The following is a 16,450-nucleotide window of genomic DNA, read 5'->3' as shown; positions in this document are numbered from 1 at the left end:
AAACGAATGTGGACCCGATGGCAAGTTAAGCTGATGGTTGACAGGAATTACAGCCCTGCAACCGATCAACATGTGCAGAATGTGCAATCAGCAGAATGTGCAATAAGTCGGTGCAGCAAGCAGTAACTGAAGCCGTCCCGGCGGGAAACCTATTCTGAAGGGCGATCAGCTCTCTGGCACAGGTCATCGATCGCATCACCTGGATCAAGTTGCGCTTTTTCTCGTCATGCTTTTCCAGTTTCCGTTCTAGAGAAGCATCTGGCGCAACAGGCAACTTCTTTCAGCAACCGTCGCAGGATTAGAGGAATGGCTCTGATGCTGATTTGTCCCAATTGTTCTTCCGAAAACCCAGACACGCATCGATTCTGTCAGGCTTGTGGGCATTTGCTGGCTGAGCAGTCCTGTCCTGGCTGTGGCACACTTGTTTCAGTTCAGCTTGAACGATGTCCTGTCTGTCAAACCTCTACAGGTACGACTTGGTATGCCGTTTGTACGCGGGAAGCATTCGCAGAGGAAACTGCCACTGCCTCGATCGCCCCAAACCTAACCGCCGAGTACCTGGATCAGCAGCAGCGCTATCGCATTCTCGAAAAATGCTCTGATGTAGCAATCGCGGCTCAAATCGTACCTCAAGAGTTCACCATGCGGGTGTTAGACTGTCAGCCCCTGCAACCCACCCCGCTCCAACTGCTGCAACGCGATCACATTACGCCTGAAGTGAACGCTTATCTGGAACTGCAGACCGACTATCATTCTCTGGCACTGCCTGATATTCACGATGCCTGGCAAACCAATGGGGTTTTGGTGATTCTGCTTGCCGATCGATCGCACCTGCCTCAGCTCCAGACAGTCTGGGCAGAAGAAACCGTTTTGCCACTGCAAATGCTGCACTGGCTGCACGAAATGGCAACTCTCTGGTCTTTGCTGGAACCTCATCAAGCTTGCCGCAGTCTTCTAGAGCTAGCAAACCTGTATGTAGACGAAGACTATTTGCTTTGTCTGCAACGGCTTTATTTTGATCCACCTCACCAGACTACTGAGATCAAAATGCTGGCAGATCTGTGGCAGCAGCTGTTCCAGGAGTCGCAGCACACCTATCGGACAGAACTGGCACTGTTACACCATGAGCTGATGCTCAGCAAAATCACGTCTGCTGAGGCGTTACGTACCCGTATCGAAGCGATCGCCATTCTGCTGCAAACCAACGACAATATGACCAGTAGCTCTGATCGAACTGAACCGCTCGATTCATACAGTTCCCCTGAGGATGACACGGCTCCACCGTTCCCCGCCAATGCCATGCCAGACGCAGACGCAGAAGACAGCACAGTTCCGTTTAGCCTGCCTGCCCTGAACTCTGTCCCAGGCGCAGCACAATTTGACCCTCCACTCCACGAGGAAGGGGAGTCAGAAAACGATGAATTGCCCACGATCATCCTTCCAATGCAGCTAATTAGTCTAGAAGACGCAGCGAGTACCGATGTCGGGCGGCAGCGGAACCACAACGAAGACTGCTTTAATATCCAGACAGAGTTCCGCAAAGTCGAAACGCCTCAGGGTCGCAGTCTGGACGCAAAAGGACTCTACATTCTCTGTGACGGAATGGGCGGTCATGCAGGCGGAGAAGTGGCAAGTGCGCTGGCGGTTGAAACGCTTAGTCAGTATTTTGCAGCCCAGTGGCAGGATAACCTCCCCAGCGAAGCCTGCATTCGGGAAGGTATTATGCAAGCCAATCGGGCAATTTACGAGCGTAATCAAGAGGACGAGCGATCGGGCAGCGGACGCATGGGAACGACCCTGGTGCTGGTGCTGATCCAAAACACCGAGATGGCGATTGCCCATGTGGGAGACAGTCGCCTTTATCGCCTCAGTCGATCGCGTGGACTAGAGCAGCTTACAACCGATCACGAAGTCGGGCAGCGTGAGATCCAGCGCGGCGTTGAACCGTCGATCGCCTATGCCCGTCCCGATGCTTATCAGCTTACTCAGGCACTCGGTCCCCGAGACGAGAACTTCATTAATCCAGATGTCAAGTTCCTCGAACTAACAGAAGACCTGCTATTGCTGCTTTGCTCTGACGGCTTATCCGATAACAATTTGCTCGAACGGCAATGGCAAACTTGTCTGGAGCCAATGCTGCGAACCCAGGCTTCGCTCGAAGAGGGGGTGACGCAACTGATTAATCTAGCAAATGAGCAAAACGGGCACGATAACGTAACTGCGCTGGTGATTCGCGCTAAAGTTCGTCCCGACGTTGAGCTATTCGGGCAAAAGCTGGAGCAAGCCCACTCACCTCAGCCCTAACAGGTCTATCTGGGCGTTCAGAAACTGAAGCTGCACATTGAAAAACCAGAGAAAACCGGGCGTTTTATTCGTCATCTTCCCAAGTTTCAACAGCCAGCAGGGATTCGATCGTGTCCTGCATTGAAAAGTCAAAGTCCTCTAGCTCACGCTTCCAGAACGCCCACTCGTCGCCATAAAGAAAAGCAATTTTCCAGATGCGATCGGTCGATTTCAGCACATTTGACTGAACAAGCGAGCGAACGTGTCGCTGCAATTTTTCCATCGGGTGAGCAACCTGCTGGTTCATAACACCTTTTGTCATGGTTATTGTTATTGAAATGTTCTAATTTTTTCTGGCTATACCCCTGCTGATTAACTCAGTGCCGCTCCGGTTGAGCGTGTCATGCCGCACAGTTTTGTGAGAGCAGGAGCCTCTATCCAGTTTCATATACTAGCACAAATCTATTTTTGTGATGGCGCACACTGCATTTTTCGCGAATTATTGCTTATTACAATGAAAGTGACCGTCAGCAGTAAGCGAGACTAATCATCAAGAAGCAACCAAAGAAGCTAGATTGGAGCAATCGCGCAAAGAGGCGATCGCTTAAAAGCGATATTTGAGATAAAAGCAATCTTTAAGAACTAACACCAAGAACTAACGCCTGTAGCCTGCCCTGAACAAGTTGATTCTGCGAGAAGCCGTCCAAAATTAACGAGACCAAACCAAAGTTGACTGAATTAATTACAAACAGATCTGTTCTCTTTTGCATAAAGCCGCTAAAATAATACTTTTGGGTAAGTTTTACACAGAGAGGAAGCTAGATGTCACGATATCGAGGGCCGCGCCTCAGAGTTGTGCGTCGTTTGGGCGAGTTACCCGGTTTAACCCGCAAGAGTGCCCGACGAGCATATCCCCCCGGACAGCACGGGCAAGCACGCAAGAAGCGTTCTGAATACGCGGTACGACTGGAAGAAAAGCAAAAACTCCGCTTTAACTACGGTGTTTCTGAGCGACAGCTCCTTCGCTATGTGCGTAAGGCACGTCGTGCGGCGGGTTCAACAGGTTTGGTGCTGCTGCAACTGCTGGAAATGCGGCTGGATAATACCGTTTTTCGGTTAGGCATGGCTCCGACGATTCCTAGTGCGCGTCAGCTGGTGAATCACGGTCACGTCACGGTTAACGGTCGCGTGGTCAATATTGCCAGCTATCAGTGCAGACCGGGTGAAGTGATTGCAGTGCGCGATACAGAGCGTTCTCGCAAGCTCGTTGAGGCAAATTTACAGTTCCCTGGCTTGGCGCACTTGCCCAGCCACCTGGAATTTGATAAAGGCAAGATGACAGGTAAAGTCAATGGCGTCGTAGAGCGCGAATGGGTTGCGCTTCAGGTCAACGAACTGCTGGTGGTTGAGTACTACTCGCGTCAGGCTTAGATTCTCCCATCGCAATTCTTGGCGAAATTGTCGTCAGCGATCGTCTCCGTGCGGCTGCGGAGTCGGTTCATCGAGACAAGACAAGTTTTCTGCAAGCCCTCTGGACACCGTCAGTCCGGGGGCTTGTTTGATTTTTAGCCGTTTAGCCGCCGATTTGGGACATGGTGCGGGTATAGGTTCCGACTGTGCCCGACTCCCGCTGTTTGAAGTTAATTGCAGGCTTAAGGTCAAGCAGTACCTGCACCTGAGCACAAAGCTCACGGGTGGAAACCCCCGATCGCAAAGCGGTTTTCAAATCAATTTGTCCAGTTTCATTTAGCAGGCAGGGGCGCAACCAGCCATCCGCCGAGAGCCGCATCCGGTTACAGCGATCGCAAAAGCATTCTGACATTTGACTAATAAAGCCGAGCGTTCCTTTTGCGCCTGGAATCTGAAACACATCCGCAGGACCATTGCCCCGCACCCGTGCCTCAACCAGGCCCCACCGCTGGTGAATCTGCTGCCGGAGGGTTTCAGAATCAATCCAACCTTTGTCCCCAAACAGATTCCCATTGCCGATCGGCATAAACTCGATAAAGCGAACGTGCCAATGGCGATCGATCGTCAGTGCCGCCAAGTCCAGCACTTCATGGTCATTCACGCCTGGAATTACCACCACATTCAGCTTGAGCGGATCAAAGCCAACTCGATGCGCCGCCTGAATACCGCTCCAGACCTGCTGCCAGCGGGTTCTGCCCCGGTTGCCAATGATCCGATTGAATACTTCAGGTTCCAGGGAGTCGAGGCTGATGTTAATGCGGCGCAGCCCAGCATCGTAAAGTCCTTGTGCAAGGTCTGCTAACAAAAAGCCGTTTGTGGTCATCGAGAGATCCTGAGTTTCTGGCAGCGCGGCAATTTGCTGCACCAGACTCACCACCTGCGGACGCAGCAACGGCTCACCCCCGGTCAGGCGAAATCGGCTAAAGCCGCAGGGAATAAACACTTCGCGCAGCAGTGTCAGCAGTTCTGCATCGGTTAAAACTTCCTGCTTGCGGATGTACTCCAGTTCCGCTCCTTCCGGCATACAGTACTGACACTGAAAATTACAGCGATCGATCAGACTAATGCGAAGGTAATCAACAACAGGATTCACAGGCGCAACTTGGGTTAATGTTTAGAAATGAAACGGGAAGATAGACCTATCTTAACGAATGGCAACCCTTGTTTTTGCTGAGCTAGGTGGGGAGCATCCCTAGTCTTCCTAATTCTGTGCCCCCAACTTTACTTGATTAATATCTGTTACTCTCCCTTGTTTGACCCTGTTTCTCCCCCTCAATCAGGCTATACTCTACCCGTCTTTGCCTGTGCTGCGGCAGTTGCAGCTCTGCGATGGCTTGAAGAGGATCGATTTCCGCTGACTTCAGTATCGATCGATTTAATCGAACCTGATGAAACGGCTGAGATTGCGATCGAGCAAATTGCCCTTTTGTCTGACACTGCTGCTTTAGCAATTAGCCGCAGTGATCCCGGAGACAATCTGGATCTGACACGAGATACACCCGTCTGGGCACTGGTTGAGCTGATGCCCGAAGGATCAGATTTAATCGTGATTCGAGGCGGCGAAGGAATCGGCAAACAAATCTACGCTAACCATCAGCCTGCCATTTATGACTATGCTCAGCGATTACTGCACTACAATCTGGCAGCATGGCTACCCCCAGAAACCGCTATTCAAGTGACGATCATTTTGCCGCAGGGTCGGTCGCTGGCAACGCGAACTTCTAATGCGGCTTTTGGCGTTGTTGAGGGTTTATCGCTGCTGGGAACATCGGGGATCGCTCAACCGCTCAGCGCACCTGGACAACTTGAACTGTTTCGGCAGGAGCTTCAGCAGCGAGCCAACCGAAATGACGGGCTGGTCTTTTGTATTGGTGAGAATGGGCTGGATCTGGCAGAGCAGCAGGGCATCAGTGCCGATCGGCTAATTAAAACGGCAAACTGGCTGGGATCGATGCTGGTGGAAGCAGGCTTACAGGGGGCGCGATCGGTGCTGCTGTTTGGCTATCACGGCAAGCTGATTAAACTGGCAGGCGGCATTTTTCACACGCATCATCATGTCGCTGACGGACGGCAGGAAATCTTAGCAGCGCACTGTGCCAATTCGGGACTGCCGACTCTCGATGTGCAGGCAGTGTTTTCCAGTCCAACGACTGAGGCTGCTTTACAATATCTGCGAAAGCTGGATGCGGTGGAGGGAAGTCACTGGGTTAATCAGGTTTATGGTTCGATCGCAGAGCAAATCGATCGCCGCGCTGCTGCCTATATCCAGATCCACTGCAGTCAGCTAGTACAGGTGGGATCAGTCCTGTTCGATCGCGATCGGCAAATTCTAGTACAGAGCAAAATTGGCGCAACATTGCTGCACAGGTTTGTTAATCTGGATTAAATATTCAAAAATTATTACGTTTAACGAAAGGGTTTTACTTCGCGCTCTTCAGAGCGGTTTAGCAAGTTATCTTGGTTAATCAATTAAGGATGTAACAGCAGGATTAAGCGGTGACTCTTCAAACCGAACAACCCCCAACCGCATCGTCTGCGGAAAAGCTCAATCGCCAGATCATTGTGATTCTAGACTTCGGTTCACAATACTCTGAGCTCATTGCCCGACGTATTCGGGAAACCCAGGTTTACTCTGAAGTGCTGTCGTACCGCACTACGATCGAACAACTGCGCCAGCTTAACCCCAAAGGCATTATTCTTTCTGGCGGACCCAGCTCGGTCTACGACGACTACGCGCCCCACTGCGATCCCGAAATTTGGAATTTGGGCGTTCCCATCCTGGGCGTGTGCTATGGAATGCAGCTTATGGTGCAGCAGTTGGGCGGCGGGGTCGAGCGAGCAGAGCGAGGAGAATATGGCAAAGCGTCGCTGTATATTGATGACCCAACTGACCTGTTGACCAACGTGGAAGACGGCACCACGATGTGGATGAGCCATGGGGATTCAGTCACTCATCTGCCCACTGGGTTTGAAACGCTTGCCCACACCGAAAATACCTCCTGCGCGGCGATCGCCCACCACGATAAAAAGCTGTACGGCGTGCAGTTCCATCCCGAAGTGGTGCATTCGATCGGTGGGATCGCGCTGATTCGCAACTTCGTCTATCACATCTGCGACTGTGAACCCACGTGGACGACAGCGGCTTTTGTGGAAGAATCGATTCGCGAGATCCGTGCCAGAGTTGGCGATAGACGAGTGCTGCTGGCACTTTCCGGTGGAGTGGATTCCTCGACACTGGCGTTTTTGCTCTATAAGGCGATCGGTGAACAGTTGACCTGTATGTTTATCGATCAGGGCTTTATGCGAAAGGGAGAACCAGAGCGGCTACTCAAACTCTTCCAGGAGCAGTTTCACATTCCGGTGGAATATATCAACGCTCGCGATCGATTCCTGGCGCAAATGGAAGGCGTGACCGATCCCGAAGAAAAGCGCAAGCGGATCGGACATGAGTTCATTCATGTATTTGAAGAAGAATCGCGGCGGCTGGGTCCGTTTGACTATTTGGCACAGGGTACGCTTTACCCGGATGTGATCGAATCGGCAGACACCAACGTTGATCCTCAAACGGGCGAACGAGTAGCAGTCAAAATCAAGAGCCACCACAACGTCGGCGGATTGCCCAAAGATTTGCAGTTCAAGCTGATCGAGCCGCTTCGCAAGCTGTTTAAAGACGAAGTGCGAAAAGTGGGACGATCGATCGGGCTACCCGAAGAAATTGTGCAGCGGCAGCCGTTCCCCGGTCCCGGACTGGCAATTCGGATTCTGGGCGAAGTAACCGCCGAGCGGCTCAACATTCTCCGCGATGCTGATCTGATTGTGCGGCAGGAAATCAACCGTGCCGGTATGTATCATGAGCTGTGGCAGGCGTTTGCCGTGCTGCTGCCGATCCGCAGTGTAGGCGTGATGGGCGACCAGCGCACCTATGCCTACCCGATCGTGCTCCGGTTTGTTCGCAGTGAGGATGGCATGACAGCAGATTGGGCAAGAGTGCCTTACGATCTGCTGGAAACCATTTCTAACCGGATTGTGAATGAAGTACGTGGGGTGAATCGCATTGTTTATGACATTACCTCAAAGCCACCTGGGACGATCGAGTGGGAATAGGTTCAGCAGTCCAGAAAATCCCCAAGCCTGTGGAAAACCCCCGCAAAGTCTGTGGAAAACTTCGCCACTCCTGTGGAAAACGCCAGGGGAACGATTTTTTAATTCGCTCCCGTTTCGGTTAGCGACCCATCTGCCGCTTTAGATTTTCTAGCTCCTCATCCATCTCCCAGCGCCGGAAGGACTGCTCAAGCGGATCGGCGGCAGTGTTGGAACTAAAGCCCTGGTTCCAGCCGATTGTTTGCCACTGCTGGTCAGTTTGAAACTGCTCTGACTGTGCGGTGGCACGAGCAGCCGCCTCTGCTTCGGTTAATTTAACCTTGATTTCCTGACGGCGCACCTTAATTTGGCTCTGAAGCTCGATCGCCTGCTTGACACGCTCCTTGACAAGTTCCATTTGCCCCCAAAGCTGATTGCCTTGGCGCAGCAGTGCAGCTTCTCGTTCTTCGGCAGGCTTTACGAGATCGAGCCGATTAGCATTCTTTGCCTTTTCGATTCGCACATGCCAGCGTTGAATTTCCTGAGCCGTATTCAGGATTTCGTCCTGAAGCTGTTTTTCGCGCAGGCGCAAGTTTCCCAGCAGGCGAATGGCTTCTTCCTCCTGTTCCGCAAGCTTGTCAGCAAGTGCCTGCAATTCGAGATGAGGGTTATTTCGCAGAAATTCCTCCAGTCTGCTTTCCAAAAAGCCGCTTAAATCCTCAAACAATCCCATTGCAGACTCTCCCTTCAACGACGACTCAATGACGACTGCTGGATCGATCGGTTGTCGTCAGGCTTCCCGAATGTGCCCCTATCGTAGCAGCACTTTCAGCCAGTTTCATGCTGCTTTTGGCAGTTTGCTGGCAGTTTGCTCAGACATCCCTCTAAGGGATTTTCCTAAGGTATTTTATATTAAGGCAAAAAATTAAGGCAAAAAAATGGGGCAGGGTAAAAGTCCTGCCTCCGTCTTCGATTACTGAACAATTGCAATATTTTGCTCAGGCGGTAATCCGGGTTGCCGTGGATGCTTCAGAGCCTTTTTCCTTAAACGGATCTCGGTAGAGATTGCACATTTGCAAAAAGGTTAGCCAAAAGAAAGATGGTCCCTCGACTAAATAGCGTCGCCAGAGACGACGTGGCTCCGAAAGCAGGCGGTAAAGCCATTCTAGACCCGTTTCGCTAACCCATTTGGGTGCACGCAGCACGTTTCCTGCCTCAAAGTCGATCGTTGCACCGACCGCCATAAAGATCTTGACGTGCTTAAAGCGGTGCTTGTACTTATGGATAAACTTTTCCTGTTTTGGTGCACCAACTCCCACCGCGAGGACTGTTGCTCCAGATTGATTGACTAGGTCAATAATTTGTTCGCATTCCTCTTCGCTCCGCTCAAACCCGAAGGAGGGAGAATTCACAGCGGTGACAATGGCTCTGCCAATTCTTGCATTAATCCGACGCTGAGCCTCAGCCGCAACTCCTTCTCGCGCTCCAAGCAGAAAGATAGAGATGTCTTCGCTGCGCTTATGGTATTCGCAGAAGGCAGGGAATAGATCCGACCCGGAAACTTTTTCCTTAACCGGGCAACCCAGCAGCTTTGCTATATAGTATAAAATTTTACTATCGCAAGTTCTGAAGTCTGCGTCCTGGTAAGCCTCAAAGAATTCGCGATCGGCTTGCAGCTTTACAAGATGATCGACATTCGGCGTAAATACCGTGCCGCGATTCAGCTTCTCAAGCAGCTCCGTCATTGAGAGATTATCAATATCAACATTCAGTAGTTTTACCTGGCTCATCTGGAGCTTCTCCTCCACATCACGCTCACCATTCTGTTACTCAAAAATAGAGAGAAAATTTTTGTTCGCCGGATTGATGCAGTTAAGAAGTCAGATTGAAACTTTTACTAACAATCGAATCTTCCTATCTGGGGGCTAACGCATCTATTCGTATATCGGTTTAAGTTGAAACCCTCGTGGTGAACACTAGCTTGCCATCTTTTTTTACTGAAGGCTAGTGCTTTCACTGAGAGTTCATTGAAACATTACATCCCTGTCTGCAACTGAGCCTGCAACTCCGTACCGTATTTTCCTTATGTAAAGATAGAGTCTGAAGCACCTATAGTAAAACTGATGTGAAGCCCCTGTAGTAAAACAAATTTACCTCTGTATACCACCTCTCCCTAGGCTGATAAGGCGATCAATGCAACGAATTAAGGGCAAGCTTCAGGGTAAAGTAAACTGTGTTTTCCTCAAGCTTCACCCGATCGCCTCACTTAAGCTATCGGTTTATCTATCCGTCGCAGTCGGATACTGAGAGGGTTCTATAAAGGTGGTAGGGCTATGCTAGGATGAACTTAGTCCGATGGAAGTGTCTATGCCGTCATACGCGGTTGGATAGCTAAGTATCAAGTCAAATCTCAAGTGCTGTTGTGTGTCTTCAATGATTCTTTTAGGATATGCAATGGCTGAGTCTGATAGGTTTTTGAGTCGCAAGATATTTGTGAACTCAAAAGCGGTGCAAGTCATCCACTTGAAAGCTGAGAGGGTTCTTCGGTGATTTCCATCTCACCGCGTCCAAGCGGTCGCAAGTGGGGCACAGTCAGTTTTGCCTCGACTCTTCACTTATGCCCTATTTTGGATCTGCTATTGGCAGATATTCCTCCCAAATGGCAGCCAGAGCTACGTTTGGGTTTGCAGGAAGCTTTGGTTAATGCTGCGAAACATGGAAATAACCTTGATCCCAGTAAGATTATTCTGGTCGAGTTTTTTGTTTTAGAAGATCAGTACTGGTGGGTCATTTCCGATCAGGGAACAGGTTTTGTGCCGGACTGCTGTTGCGGTAGCTCAGATTTTAACCAGTACAACATCAGTGACTTTGATGAGTGCGGTCGTGGGCTGTATATTCTTCACCAGATTTTCGACCAGGTGAACTGGAACCAGTCCGGCACAGAGTTACGGCTTTGTAAGCAGGTAAAGAGCCGCTCCCGGCTGCTCTCCCTCTGTAGCTTATAGTTTTTCAGTTTATTGGTTAGATTCACGGAATTGATGATACCACGCTGCGATCGCAACTCGATGAGCTTCACGCCAGGGTTGTTGAGTTTTTCGGGCAATTTCAGCACAATCTTCATACTCTGGCTGCACATTCACCACTGCACCCAATTTTGATTGCCGCGCAACCTTGACGCGAATTGCTCCGTAAACCGTTTGCACCGTTTCAATTTCCCGGTAGAGCACGGTTCTTGCCTGCTGGGATCGCCGGATGCCCAGGGTAGTTGTTTCCCGAAACATAATCGCTTCACAGATTTCGATCTGCTCTGGACGACAAATTACCGTTAACAATAGCCCCGGCCGCGATTTCTTCATACCGATGGGCTGGGTAAAGACATCCAGTGCCCCTGCCCGAAGCAGCGCATCCATTACGTAGCCAATCGCCTGGGGATTGAGATCATCAATTTGCGTTTCTAACACCGTGACAGTTTCCTGCTGACCGACCGTTTCCTTGATCCCCGCAGCTTCAGATGAGTGATGGGCAGAATGAATCCTCTGAAGCGGTTTTTTCTCTGAAGGAAGCAGATGGCTTGTTGCAAGCGGGGCTGCGTTGCAATGAAGAACAGTTTGCTTTGAAGGGGAATTGGCTTGATGCAGTTTCTTGGCTGGCCCAGCTTCAGCAGTACCAATCCACAGCCGCAGAATGTTGGGGAGCGGTAGATGAATTGATCCCGCGCCCAGCCCTACTTTTTGAAGCGTCATCGGTGGCGGTGCACCAAATTGATCTGCCAGCGTTGTCACTAGAGCTGCACCTGTGGGCGTTACGAGTTCGCGATCGATCCCGTTGCTGTAGATAGGAACCTGACGCATTTCCCACAGCTTCAGAACTGCCGGAGCCGGAACGGGTAGACGACCGTGGGCTGCGCGAACTGTTCCTCCACCGATCGGTAAAGCAGAACAGTAAATTTGATCGACCCCCAGCCAGTCCAGCCCGGCACAGGTTCCCACAATATCAACGATCGCATCCGTTGCGCCCACTTCGTGAAAGTGAACTGACTCTGGCGGAATGCCATGCACTGCTGCTTCTGCTTCAGCTAGCCGACGAAAGACTGCCAGGCTCCAGGCTTCGGTGCGGGGGGCCAACTGAGCCGATCGAATCAACGCTTCGATTTCGGGTAAGTTTCGCTCGGCATGATGATGCAGGGGATGATTGTGAGGAGCGGGATGATCGGAATGACGGTGATCTTCGGCGTGAGTGGAGCGACGAGGAGGATCGCGATCGTCTCTATGAAGGTGTGCTTCGGGTTGATGCGCTGAAGGGGCTGCTGCCTGCCCGGCATGATCTCTATGTGTTCGATCGGAGTTTGAAACCAGTTCGACAAAAACCTTGGTTGCCTGCTGTCCGTTGCGCTGTACCCGATCTGCCCAGAGTTTGTATTCGTCCGAGATGCCCAACTTTTCTAACGTCTCAATCAGATAAGTCAGGGGAACGCCGGCATCAACCAGTGCACCCAGGCACATATCCCCAGACAGACCCGTGGGGCAATCCAGATAAGCTAGTTTCGTCATAAGGCAAAATGAAGCAAGCAGTGTGAGGAGAATCAGGAGTTCCGATGGCGATCGTTTATAAATTGCATTCAGAAACACCCCAGATGCGACGGATTGAAAAAATTCGCGATGCGCTGCGCGATGGGGCAGTCGTCCTATATCCCACTGATACAGTGTATGCGATCGGCTGTGACCTCAATGCAAAATCGGCGATCGAGCGCGTCCGAAAACTGAAGCAGCTCTCAAACGATAAGCCGCTGACCTTCTTGTGTCCTTCGCTGTCAAATATTGCTCAGTATGCGATCGTGAGTGATGCTTCCTATCGGCTAATTCGTCACCTGATCCCTGGGCCCTATACGTTTTTGCTTCCGGCAACCAAGCTTGTGCCGCGACTGGTGCAAGATCCGAAGCGCAAAACGACCGGAATTCGGGTTCCTAATCATGCGATTTGTCAGGCACTTTTGCAGAGTTTGGGAAATCCGATCATCTCTACGTCTGCACCGACGGTGGTTCATGCGGAAGATCAGTTCATTGATTCGGCTGAACTGTTTGATCAGCTTGATCAGCGGGTTGACATCATTATTGATGATCAGTCTCCGATTCGTACTCAAGTGTCTACCATCCTCGACCTGACCCAGGCAGAACCGATCGTCCTTCGCAAAGGATTGGGCTGGGAAGCGGTTTCAGATCTGAAAGTCACTCTCTCATCGCAGGAAGCACGCTGAGGGGGTACTGGAATTGACTCGCGAGGGGAGCGAAACAGAAGCTAGATTCGCAGCACTTATCCCTTTATCTGGACAATTCATCTGGATGATTTATCTGGACAATCGCGGAAAGGCAGTTGACCAACAACGACAAAAATTTGTGAAAAATTTCCTGATTGCTGCAAGCGATCCAGTTGCAGAATTGTCCTCCTAAGGTGGAGCGAAAGGACAGATCTCCCAGGTTATAGCCTCACAGGGCGATCGGCAGGTAAAAATCAGCAGGAGCAGCACTCCAGCCTTGTTTGCGCCTAGGGTGAATCCAACATTTTGGGTTGCTCAAGCCTGCGGCATATCAATCGAATTTGTTCCCATCCGGAAACCACAAAAAAAAGTGGCTGCTAAAAACGGGCAAGAGCCGGAGTTTCCCAAACTTTAGATGTAGACATCGGCAATCGGGCAGAAACATCTCAGACGGTTTTGAGTTCTAAGAACCTGAGTCGTGAAGCTCAAAATTCTGGAACTCCCGTTCTGCGCTGTTGTCGTTGTGCATCACCCTGCAATTCATTTATGAACTCTGAACCTGTGAATTCCTCCTGTTTCCTTTCTGTGGCGAGTGAGTTTCCTTGCGTGATTCCCAACCCCTTTTCATCTGTCGGTGATCTACCGGATGCCCCCATCCAGACCAATTCCTCCACTCCTCATTCTCCTGTCGGGGTCAATGCTGCCCCAGTCAACCCTACTTCTGAATATTCAGCGGCAGACTTGCAGCTTCGGGAAGAATTGACAGCGAAATTACTGAGTGAGCTTGAAACTGAAGCAATATCTCACCTTCCCTCGATCCGTATCCTGATCGATCGCATCCTCACCGAAGTAGAACGTATCTGCGACAAAAGCGATCGCATCCGCAGTTCTGGGCAGCAGCAAACCTGGCTAATGACGCTGGCACAGCATCGGCTGAAAAAGTGCCTGAGCTACTACAAGCTAGGCTCAAAGCGAGGTCGGGTCGAACTGCATAGCCATCTCAGCACGATGGTTTACCGTCACATTGTGGCAACCCAAACCCAGATGGGCTTTAGTGCCCGCTATGGGCTGATTGAAGACTTTTTGCAGGGATTTTACATCGAAGTGCTCAAGGCGTTTCGGCGCGAGAACACCCTGCCAGAGGATTACTCACCGCGCACACGACTGGAACTAGCAGAATATATGGCATTTACCGAACACTATGCCAAGCGCAGAATTGCTCTTCCCGGACGGCGCACCCAGCAGCTCATTGTTCTCCGCGCTCAGGGATTTGCTCACCGTCAGCCTCCCGAAACCGCGATCGACTTAGAAATGGCGATTGAGAGCGCAAAAAGCGAAGAAGCTGAACAGCACAGCCGATCGCCTCTGGTGCAGCAGGTGCGGGAACAAATGACGGCGGAAACGACTGATCCAACCGATTTTGTGTTGCGCGATCGAGTCATCACCGAGTTGATCAGCTACCTCGAAGCGCAGGGACAGCCCGACTGTGTCGACTATCTCACCCTTAAGCTTCAGGATCTCTCCGCCCCGGAAATCGATGAGATTCTCAATCTTTCGCCCCGGCAGCGCGACTATCTGCAACAGCGATTTAAATATCATGTCGAGAAGTTTGCTCGATCGCATCGCTGGCAGTTGGTGCATCAGTGGCTCGGCGCAGACCTTGATCAAAATCTCGGAATGCCGCTCCAGCAGTGGGAAGCATTTCTTCAGCAGTTGACCCCAGACCAGCACCAGCTTTTGCGGCTTAAAACCCAGAAGCACAGCGATCAGGAAATTGCTAAAGCCCTACGCTGTACGCTGAAACAAGTTCAGAAGCGGTGGGTTGCCCTGCTCGAGCTAGCTTGGCAAACACGCAACAGCACAACCAGCTAGGCTTATGCTTCCTCTAGCGGGTGAAAGCGGGGGTGAAGCAAATTTCTGACGGGGCGATCGCCTTCCAGGTGTTCCTTTACAATGGTTTCTACGTCCGATCGCTGAATGCGGCAGTACCACTCGCCGTCGGGCATGATTCGCACTGTAGGACCAGAGGCACACTGCCCCATGCAGCCGCTTGCTGTTGCCATGACCCCTGCGGGAACCGTGGCTTGAAACGCAGCCAGCACCTCGGCAGAACCCTGACGCGTACAGGAACGATGCTGACAAATCAGCACACAGCGGCGTTTAGCAGGCAGAGAAGAATGCTGCACTAGAGAATGGAGACGAGAGTTTTCCTGGAGTTACACGCTTAACCAGCGATCGAGCAAGCGAGTGACAGAAGTTTTAAGCCTGCGTTTTTGCTGCCACCGTTTGAACGCGCCTTCGTAGGATTCCCCCTGAAGCTGAAAAGTTTTCCATCCATCCAGCGTAACTGCTAAGGCCCAGGGAAACAGAATGTAGAGCAACCAGCCCACCGCGCCTCCGGTTAGAGCATTGAGCGCAACCAGAAACGAACTCACAATCAAGAACCGCCCCAGTCGATGCCGAAACTGCTGCTGCCGATGCCGATCGAATGCCACTCGATCGATCGCCTCTCCGCGCTGGGTCATCCATTCCCGCTCTGCTGCCGCCAGTTCTCCCGGAGCGATATTCAGCTCTGCCGCAATCTCAAGCAACTGATCGCGGGTCACGTCTCCGGCTTCCACCTGACGAACGATCGCCAGATGCAGAATTTGCTGCGCGTCTTCCGGGCTATAGAGTGGGCTAGACATGGCGGTTTGTCCTGAAAATTAGCTCTGAGTTAATGCTAGACAATTTTGGGCGAGACAGAAGGGAAACATGTTGATGGGGTGTTTGAGAAGTGTCAGAGATTCGACATTGCCCCCAAATTCCCCAATGCCGGGTAACTTTGAAAACCTTCAAGAGAGCAGGGTTCCTCCCCAAATTGGCTCGCAAGGGGCGGTTCGGGCAACAGCGTAACTTCTCCAAAAGCCTCTTCGTCCTGAATTTAGTCCTGAATATAGTCCTGTCCGCTGATCAGCGCGGCTTCTGCTCGGACAAACTCACGTCCCAAATAGGCAGCGTGATCCAGGTAGGTAATGGGTGCAGGTTTCGTTTCTTCAAAAATTTTGATGCAGAGTTCTTTTGCCGTTCTGCCTGTAAACAAAACTGTGGGGGTGCGCTCGACCTTGACATTGCAAGGCAGGGGTTCACCTGTTTCGGGATCGCAGGCTAAACCTTTCTCGTTAATCGTATTGGTGTAGTGCTTAGCGCAGACTAACCTTGCTTCGCGATCAACATAAATGACAAAGTATCCTGCTGGGTCGAGTTCAATGTAACGATTAGAAAGTTTATTATCGAGTGCTGCTAAATTTTCAGCCGAGGTTGGAACAGTATACATAGTTCAGGAAAAGTTCAGAAAATAGTTCAGGAAGCGGAATAGGGAAA

Annotated in this window: 15 protein-coding genes; 7 read left to right on the top strand and 8 right to left on the bottom strand. The window is 51.2% G+C overall.

Going from position 1 to position 16,450, the window contains the following annotated elements:
* Positions 1–306: 306 nt before the first annotated feature.
* Positions 307–2,304, top strand: a complete 1,998-nt coding sequence (locus NDI45_RS10060) for a serine/threonine phosphatase (protein WP_348247214.1) — start codon at positions 307–309, stop codon at positions 2,302–2,304.
* A gap of 64 nt (positions 2,305–2,368) precedes the next feature.
* On the opposite strand, the gene NDI45_RS10055 is transcribed toward NDI45_RS10060, so the two are convergent.
* Complete coding sequence (locus NDI45_RS10055) at positions 2,369–2,590, bottom strand: DUF4327 family protein (RefSeq protein ID WP_348247281.1); 222 nt, start codon at positions 2,588–2,590, stop codon at positions 2,369–2,371.
* Between the two features lie 515 nt (positions 2,591–3,105).
* Here NDI45_RS10055 and rpsD point away from each other — a divergent pair.
* Positions 3,106–3,714, top strand: a complete 609-nt coding sequence (rpsD, locus tag NDI45_RS10050) for a 30S ribosomal protein S4 (RefSeq protein ID WP_348247213.1) — start codon at positions 3,106–3,108, stop codon at positions 3,712–3,714.
* Positions 3,715–3,856: 142 nt separating this feature from the next.
* On the opposite strand, the gene moaA is transcribed toward rpsD, so the two are convergent.
* Complete coding sequence (gene moaA, locus NDI45_RS10045; protein ID WP_348247212.1) at positions 3,857–4,846, bottom strand: GTP 3',8-cyclase MoaA; 990 nt, start codon at positions 4,844–4,846, stop codon at positions 3,857–3,859.
* Positions 4,847–5,002: 156 nt separating this feature from the next.
* On the opposite strand from moaA, the gene cbiD reads away from it, so the two are divergent.
* Positions 5,003–6,139 carry a cobalt-precorrin-5B (C(1))-methyltransferase CbiD gene (gene cbiD, locus NDI45_RS10040; protein WP_348247211.1) on the top strand — a complete coding sequence of 379 codons (1,137 nt, stop codon included), beginning with the start codon at positions 5,003–5,005 and terminating at the stop codon, positions 6,137–6,139.
* A 110-nt stretch (positions 6,140–6,249) separates the two neighbouring features.
* Positions 6,250–7,857, top strand: a complete 1,608-nt coding sequence (guaA, locus tag NDI45_RS10035; RefSeq protein ID WP_190793940.1) for a glutamine-hydrolyzing GMP synthase — start codon at positions 6,250–6,252, stop codon at positions 7,855–7,857.
* Positions 7,858–7,975: 118 nt separating this feature from the next.
* On the opposite strand, the gene NDI45_RS10030 is transcribed toward guaA, so the two are convergent.
* On the bottom strand, positions 7,976–8,566 hold the full coding sequence (locus NDI45_RS10030) for a TIGR04376 family protein (RefSeq protein ID WP_190793941.1): 591 nt from the start codon (positions 8,564–8,566) through the stop codon (positions 7,976–7,978).
* Between the two features lie 265 nt (positions 8,567–8,831).
* Entirely contained in the window at positions 8,832–9,623 is a 792-nt protein-coding gene (locus NDI45_RS10025; protein ID WP_348247210.1) for a WecB/TagA/CpsF family glycosyltransferase, read from the bottom strand.
* A 756-nt stretch (positions 9,624–10,379) separates the two neighbouring features.
* Here NDI45_RS10025 and NDI45_RS10020 point away from each other — a divergent pair.
* Positions 10,380–10,838, top strand: coding sequence for an ATP-binding protein (locus NDI45_RS10020; RefSeq protein ID WP_190793943.1), 459 nt, complete (start codon positions 10,380–10,382; stop codon positions 10,836–10,838).
* Positions 10,839–10,847: 9 nt separating this feature from the next.
* On the opposite strand, the gene larC is transcribed toward NDI45_RS10020, so the two are convergent.
* Positions 10,848–12,383 carry a nickel pincer cofactor biosynthesis protein LarC gene (gene larC / locus NDI45_RS10015; protein WP_348247209.1) on the bottom strand — a complete coding sequence of 512 codons (1,536 nt, stop codon included), beginning with the start codon at positions 12,381–12,383 and terminating at the stop codon, positions 10,848–10,850.
* Between the two features lie 44 nt (positions 12,384–12,427).
* Here larC and NDI45_RS10010 point away from each other — a divergent pair, with 44 nt between their 5' ends.
* Together NDI45_RS10010 and NDI45_RS10005 are read left to right on the top strand one after the other, a co-directional pair.
* Positions 12,428–13,087: an L-threonylcarbamoyladenylate synthase gene (locus tag NDI45_RS10010; protein ID WP_348247208.1), complete on the top strand. Its 660-nt coding sequence runs from the start codon at positions 12,428–12,430 to the stop codon at positions 13,085–13,087.
* Positions 13,088–13,633: 546 nt separating this feature from the next.
* The gene (locus NDI45_RS10005; protein ID WP_348247207.1) at positions 13,634–14,959 is read left to right on the top strand and encodes a HetZ-related protein; all 1,326 of its coding nucleotides are present in this window, start codon (positions 13,634–13,636) and stop codon (positions 14,957–14,959) included.
* Between the two features lie 2 nt (positions 14,960–14,961).
* Here the strand turns inward: NDI45_RS10005 and NDI45_RS10000 are convergent, their stop codons facing one another.
* The 3 genes from NDI45_RS10000 to NDI45_RS09990 form a co-directional block, all read right to left on the bottom strand.
* Entirely contained in the window at positions 14,962–15,273 is a 312-nt protein-coding gene (locus NDI45_RS10000) for a (2Fe-2S) ferredoxin domain-containing protein (protein WP_348247206.1), read from the bottom strand.
* Between the two features lie 30 nt (positions 15,274–15,303).
* On the bottom strand, positions 15,304–15,774 hold the full coding sequence (locus NDI45_RS09995) for a 2TM domain-containing protein (protein WP_348247205.1): 471 nt from the start codon (positions 15,772–15,774) through the stop codon (positions 15,304–15,306).
* A gap of 236 nt (positions 15,775–16,010) precedes the next feature.
* Entirely contained in the window at positions 16,011–16,403 is a 393-nt protein-coding gene (locus NDI45_RS09990; RefSeq protein WP_348247204.1) for a DUF4346 domain-containing protein, read from the bottom strand.
* Positions 16,404–16,450 lie beyond the last annotated feature (47 nt).

It is taken from the genome of Leptolyngbya sp. GB1-A1, assembly GCF_039962475.1.
In the GTDB taxonomy this organism is placed as follows: Bacteria; Cyanobacteriota; Cyanobacteriia; order Elainellales; family Elainellaceae; genus Leptolyngbya_A.
The sequence above is the reverse complement of the archived record's forward strand: the minus strand, read 5'-3'. Positions and strand labels throughout refer to the sequence as shown.

What these genes read in the sequence shown, in the direction of transcription:
- NDI45_RS10060 (WP_348247214.1), top strand. Translation starts at nt 307, where the DNA reads ATGGCTCTGATGCTGATTTGTCCCAATTGTTCTTCCGAAAACCCAGAC.
- NDI45_RS10055 (WP_348247281.1), bottom strand. Translation starts at nt 2,590, where the DNA reads ATGAACCAGCAGGTTGCTCACCCGATGGAAAAATTGCAGCGACACGTT.
- rpsD (WP_348247213.1), top strand. Translation starts at nt 3,106, where the DNA reads ATGTCACGATATCGAGGGCCGCGCCTCAGAGTTGTGCGTCGTTTGGGC.
- NDI45_RS10030 (WP_190793941.1), bottom strand. Translation starts at nt 8,566, where the DNA reads ATGGGATTGTTTGAGGATTTAAGCGGCTTTTTGGAAAGCAGACTGGAG.
- NDI45_RS10025 (WP_348247210.1), bottom strand. Translation starts at nt 9,623, where the DNA reads ATGAGCCAGGTAAAACTACTGAATGTTGATATTGATAATCTCTCAATG.
- larC (WP_348247209.1), bottom strand. Translation starts at nt 12,383, where the DNA reads ATGACGAAACTAGCTTATCTGGATTGCCCCACGGGTCTGTCTGGGGAT.
- NDI45_RS10010 (WP_348247208.1), top strand. Translation starts at nt 12,428, where the DNA reads ATGGCGATCGTTTATAAATTGCATTCAGAAACACCCCAGATGCGACGG.
- NDI45_RS10005 (WP_348247207.1), top strand. Translation starts at nt 13,634, where the DNA reads ATGAACTCTGAACCTGTGAATTCCTCCTGTTTCCTTTCTGTGGCGAGT.
- NDI45_RS09995 (WP_348247205.1), bottom strand. Translation starts at nt 15,774, where the DNA reads ATGTCTAGCCCACTCTATAGCCCGGAAGACGCGCAGCAAATTCTGCAT.
- NDI45_RS09990 (WP_348247204.1), bottom strand. Translation starts at nt 16,403, where the DNA reads ATGTATACTGTTCCAACCTCGGCTGAAAATTTAGCAGCACTCGATAAT.